This window comes from Suttonella sp. (assembly GCF_056855035.1).
Genome location: NZ_JBXGGR010000041.1, coordinates 1 through 5,578 on the forward strand (window position 1 = coordinate 1; position 5,578 = coordinate 5,578).

The window sequence follows — 5,578 nt, forward strand, 5'->3', positions numbered from 1 at the left end:
TAATGATTTCGGAAGTGCTGATAGAGGCTTTTCGGTTTCTGCTGTTGGGTTTGCTGATGAGTGTGCGGTTAAAGTCTGCTTCAAATGTTTTACAAAAATCATCTACTTGGCAGAAAAGTGTTGTAAGATGTTCCATGTTAAACGGCTTTTGTGATGGTTTGTTTCGTCAAAACAGTAGATTATCACAATTGCTCTTTATTTTTTAGTGGGGTGCTTATCCCGAACTCAGGTTATTTTAGGAAAAAAGAATGTCTCATCATGTATTTAATGCTTTGATTTTGGCGGCAGGAAAAGGCACGCGTATGAATTCGATGCGCCCTAAATTGCTTCAACCTTTAGCAGGGCGGCCAATGTTGAGTTTATTATTAGATACCCTCAAACAATTAGATATTCACTCAAGTGCCGTAATATACGGCTATTTGGGAGAGCAATTACAAACGGAAATTAGCTCTGATTATCCTCATTTGTATTGGTTTGAGCAAAAAGAGCAGTTGGGAACGGCACATGCTGTCATGCAGGCTCTGCCATTTTTACAAAGCGAAGCAATCACATTAATTTTATTAGGTGATTGTCCTTTGCTCACGGTTAATACCCTCAATGCTTTATTGATGCAGGCAGAAAAAACCGGAGCCGCCTTATTGACCGCAAATTTCGCTGATCCAAGCGGCTATGGAAGAATTATTCGTAATGCACAAGATAATGTGGTGGCAATTGTCGAGCATAAAGATGCAACAGATGAGCAGCGCAAAATTCAAGAAATCAATACAGGCGTTATGGCGATTAATAATGCTTTATTACGCGAATATTTGCCGCAAATTGATAATAATAATGTGCAAAAGGAATATTATTTGACGGATTTAATCGCCTTATTATCTGATAATGGCTGGCAGGTATCGGCATTACTTGCTGAAAATGAAGAAGAAACTTTAGGCATTAATAACCGTGCGCAGCTCGCACAGGCGGAGGCGGTATATCGCAAACGCCAAGCCCAGCAATTATTAGCCGCAGGCGTTACATTGATTGATCCTGGTCGAATTGATGTTCATGGTCAAATTACTGTCGGGCATGATGTCTTGATTGAGCCGAATGTTTTTTTTAAAGGAAAAGTTGTTTTAGGAAATTATGTGCATATTGGTGCAGGCAGTGTGCTGATTGATTGCGAATTGGGGGATAATGTGCGCGTACAGCCGATGAGCATGATTGAAAAATCGCAGATTGCGGCTGATGCGGAAATCGGACCGTATGCGCGCATTCGTCCAAATACACAATTAAAACGGGCGGCAAAAATCGGCAATTTTGTTGAGATTAAGGCGAGCATAGTGGATGAAGGAAGCAAAGTAAACCATTTAAGCTATATCGGCGATGCTGTCATTGGGAAAAATGTCAATATTGGCGCCGGCACCATTACTTGCAATTATGATGGCGTGAATAAATATCGCACGGAAATAGGTAATCAGGTTTTTATCGGCTCAAATACCGCATTGGTTGCACCCGTGCAGCTTGGAGATCGTGTAACAATTGGCGCTGGTTCAGTGATTACGCAAAATATTGCCGCAGACAGCTTAGCCTTCACTCGTGCCGATTTACGGGAAAAACCGAATTGGTTAAGTCCGATAAAAAAGAAAGCCAATCAAAATAAGTCTTGAAACTTAACCGAATGTAAAGCACAAATATTGCCGATCTTGTTATATTGCTAGTCCCTTTAATATAAAACAGAGGCAGAGATGAAAAAATTATTTCTTGTATCGGCAATTTTATTTAGCGCTACGTCTATGGCGCAGACCTCCAATGCAGAAGATCGTGCACAAGCACGTCCGGATTCAACTGTAAAAGCAGATGTGGTAACAGAAACGCAAATTACTCAAGCGATTGTTCTTGATGGTAATGTTATCACGGAAAGTACACAAACTATTGTGCAGCCATCTGTTGAAGCGCTTAATATTGAAGCTCCGGCAACATCTTTGCCGGCGGCGGCCATTATTGACGATTCTAAAGATTTGGAAGCGACAATGAAATTGATGGGACGGAATTTTAAAGCCATTAACGGCGCAGATAATATAGCGGCAATGGCAGAGCCTGCGGCACAATTGAGCCAATGGGCTAGCCAAGCAGAGGCATTGAGCATTGACGCTAATGCGCAAGATCAGGAAAAATTTCTGCAAGGTATGCAGCAAACACGTAAATTAATTGCCGATTTAGAAATAGCGATTGAAAATAAAGATGAAGTGACTGTTCGCACGATTATCAATGAATTAGGCGATGTGCGCAAGGAGTATCACAAATATTTTGATGTGAATTAATTCTTTAGCTTAAAAAGACGATGCCCCTGAAAAGTAGAACTTTTCAGGGGCACATTCATTTCTGAATACGTCGCGACACATTTTTTCAAATGGTCTTATTGTAGCAACGGCTCTCATCTCGTAGTGCAACAATGCTGCGGATTATAAAATACTTATGCGGATAATAGCAAGCAGAAATTTAGCTGAGTTGTGTAGATTTTTATGTTTTAAAACAGTATGATTTCTAATTATTTATTGTCTAGATAAAGGAAAGGAAAGGGCTATGGCGCAGCAAAACTATATTTTGGGCTTGGATTTGGGTATTGCTTCTGTGGGTTGGGCTTGTGTTTGGATTGATGAAAATGAACATCTAATTGGTTTACTTGATTGCGGTGTGCGGACGTTTGAACGGGCGGAAGTGCCGAAAACAGGCGATTCTTTAGCAAAAGCGCGACGGGAAGCGCGCAGTGTGCGCCGTTTAATCCGCCGCAGGGCGCACCGTTTGCTGCGTTTGCGCCGTTTATTGAAGCATGAAGGGATTTTAACGGCAGCAGATTTTGGTGCAAATAGACTGCCTGAAAATCTGCCGATTGATGCGTGGGCTTTGCGTGTGGAGGGTTTAGACAGAAAACTTGCGCCAAAAGAGTGGGCGGCGGCGCTGCTGCATTTAGTTAAGCATCGCGGTTATTTGTCGCAGCGTAAAAGCGAATTGCAGGAAGATGGTAAATCGGAATTGGGGCGTTTGTTGGCAGGCGTGGCGCAAAACCATGAATTGTTGCAAGCCGATGAATACCGCACACCGGCGGAATTGGCAGTAAAATATTTTGCCGTGCAAAGCGGACATTTACGCAATAAAGGCGGCGATTACTCACATACTTTCAACCGCTTGGATTTACAAAAAGAATTGCATTTGTTATTTGAAAAGCAACGTGAATTCGGCAATCCTTTTACTTCAACGGCTTTGGAAGCAAAAGTTGATAATTTGTTGATGAAACAAAAAGACGCTTTACAAGGGGCGGCGTTATTGAAAATGCTAGGCGAATGTACGTTTGAGTTATATGAAAATAAGGAAGAAAAATATACTCTTAATGTAGAGCAATTTATTTGCTTAGTAAAACTAAATAATTTGCTGATTTCACAGAATAAAAAAGAACGTTTTTTAAATAAAGAAGAATATGATTTACTGAATACAGTAGAAAAAATAAGCAACTGACTTATGAACAATTTCATGAAATATTAAGACTGCCTCAATCCGCAAGTTTCAAAATAAAGAAAGCGGCGAAAAACACTTACAGCGCGGAACGGTTTATTTGGCTCACTAAATTGAACAATCTGCGGATTGTGGACAACGGCGAAGAACGGGCTTTGGCTGATGAGGAACGCCGTTTGCTACTATAGTCAAAGATTTCAAAAAGAGTTACAGTTTTGATTCATTTTGCTGTACTCTCTATAACGCTCGCAGCTTGATATTTTGTGTCACTTTTTCAGTTCTTCGACTATAGACGAGCCGTATCAAAAATCCAAGCTGACTTATGCACAGGTGCGCAAGATTTTAGCGTTGCCTGAAAGCGCGGTGTTTGAAGGTTTGCGTTACGGCAGCGATGCGGAAAGTGCGAAAAAAGCCGAAAGCGGTGCATTGATGGAAATGAAGGCTTACCACAAAATCCGTACGGTATTGGAAAAAGCAGGTTTGAAAGCGGCATGGAACAACCGTATCCGCAGTCCCGAATTATTGGACAGAATCGGCACGGCGTTTTCCGTTTACAAAACCGATGAAGATATTCAGACGGCATTGGCAGATTTAGGGCTGCCTGAAAATGTATTGGACGCCTTATTAAAAGGTCTGAGTTTTGACAAATTTATCGAATTGTCTTTATTGGCGCTGCATAAAATCCTGCCGCAAATGGAAAAAGGTTTGCGTTACGATGAGGCTTGTAAAGCAGTCTATGGTGACCATCGTGCAATAAAAGAAAATCAAAACAGAAGGTTATTGCCGCCTATCCCTGCCGATGCTATACGCAATCCTGTGGTGCTGCGTACGCTGACACAAGTACGGAAAGTGGTGAATGCGATTATCCGCCGCTACGGTTCGCCTGCGCGGGTGCATATTGAAACGGCGCGGGAATTAGGTAAATCATTTAAAGACCGTAAAGAAATCGAGAAAAAAAACAGGAAGAAAACCGCAAAGAACGCGAACGTGCGGTGGAACGGTTTAAAGAATTGTTTCCCCATTTTGCAGGCGAGCCGAAAGGACAGGATATTCTTAAATTGCGACTGTATCGACAACAGCACGGCAAATGTCTGTATTCGGGCAATGAAATCGATTTGAGCCGTTTGAATGAAAAAGGTTATGTCGAAATCGACCATGCTTTGCCGTTTTCGCGCACTTGGGACGACAGCTTCAATAATAAGGTGCTGGTATTGGGCAGTGAAAATCAGAAAAAACGCAATCAAACGCCGTATGAATATTTAGACGGTGCAAGCAATAGCCGCGTATGGCGGGAATTTCAGGCACGCTTGGCTGGTTGTGATTTTCCTTACGGAAAAAAACAGCGTATTCAGACGGCAAAGCTCGATACCAAAGCCGAACAGGGTTTCTTGGAACGTAATTTAAACGATACGCGCTATATTGCCCGTTTTTTATGCGGATTTGTGGAAGAAAACCTGTATTTAAGCGGCAAAGGCAAGCGGCGCGTGTTTGCTTCCAACGGCTCGATAACGGCTTTGCTGCGCGGTTTATGGGGCTTGCAGAAAGTGCGTGAAGAAAATGACCGCCATCATGCCCTTGATGCGATTGTGGTGGCGTGTTCGACCGTTTCCATGCAGCAAAAAATCACCAAAGCCATGCAGGGGCGCGAAATCTTGGAAACGGTTGATACGGCAACAGGCGAAGTCAAAACCCGTATTCCGCAGCCATGGGAATTTTTCAGGCAGGAAGTGATGATTCGCGTGTTCAGCGATAATCCGCTTGCAGAACTGGCGGAAAAATTAGATGCGCGCCCCGAAGCGGCGCATGAATGGGTGTTGCCGCTGTTTGTCTCGCGTGCGCCGAATCGCAAAATGACGGGGCAGGGACATTTGGAAACCCTGCGCTCTGCCAAGCGTTTGGATGAGGGCGTGAGCGTAGTGAAAAAACCGCTGACTGCCTTGAAATTAAGGGGCAAAGGGACATTTTAGGTGCTAAAAAGTTTGAAAAGCCCTATTCTGTAAGGCTTTTAGCGAGGTCAAAAGCTTTGAACACAAAAAATGCTTTTTCTGTGGCTCAAAACAGGTCAAAAAAGATGGCAGACAAAATCATC

General features: G+C 42.9%; 3 protein-coding genes and 3 pseudogenes. 5 read left to right on the plus strand and 1 reads right to left on the minus strand.

Features of this window, described 5'->3' with window-relative positions:
* Positions 1–136, minus strand: a pseudogene (locus tag ACJHVI_RS03755) (IS982 family transposase); the annotation flags it as partial.
* A gap of 112 nt (positions 137–248) precedes the next feature.
* On the opposite strand from ACJHVI_RS03755, the gene glmU reads away from it, so the two are divergent.
* The 5 genes and pseudogenes from glmU to cas9 (ACJHVI_RS03780) all read left to right on the plus strand — a co-directional run.
* Positions 249–1,646: a bifunctional UDP-N-acetylglucosamine diphosphorylase/glucosamine-1-phosphate N-acetyltransferase GlmU gene (gene glmU, locus ACJHVI_RS03760; RefSeq protein WP_483183288.1), complete on the plus strand. Its 1,398-nt coding sequence runs from the start codon at positions 249–251 to the stop codon at positions 1,644–1,646.
* Positions 1,647–1,724: 78 nt separating this feature from the next.
* Positions 1,725–2,300, plus strand: coding sequence for a cytochrome b562 (locus tag ACJHVI_RS03765; protein ID WP_483183289.1), 576 nt, complete (start codon positions 1,725–1,727; stop codon positions 2,298–2,300).
* 262 nt (positions 2,301–2,562) lie between these two features.
* Complete coding sequence (cas9, locus tag ACJHVI_RS03770; protein ID WP_483183290.1) at positions 2,563–3,492, plus strand: type II CRISPR RNA-guided endonuclease Cas9; 930 nt, start codon at positions 2,563–2,565, stop codon at positions 3,490–3,492.
* A 59-nt stretch (positions 3,493–3,551) separates the two neighbouring features.
* Positions 3,552–3,671 (plus strand): annotated as a pseudogene (locus ACJHVI_RS03775) (type II CRISPR RNA-guided endonuclease Cas9); the annotation flags it as partial.
* Positions 3,672–3,775: 104 nt separating this feature from the next.
* Positions 3,776–5,438, plus strand: a pseudogene (gene cas9, locus ACJHVI_RS03780) (type II CRISPR RNA-guided endonuclease Cas9); the annotation flags it as partial.
* Positions 5,439–5,578 lie beyond the last annotated feature (140 nt).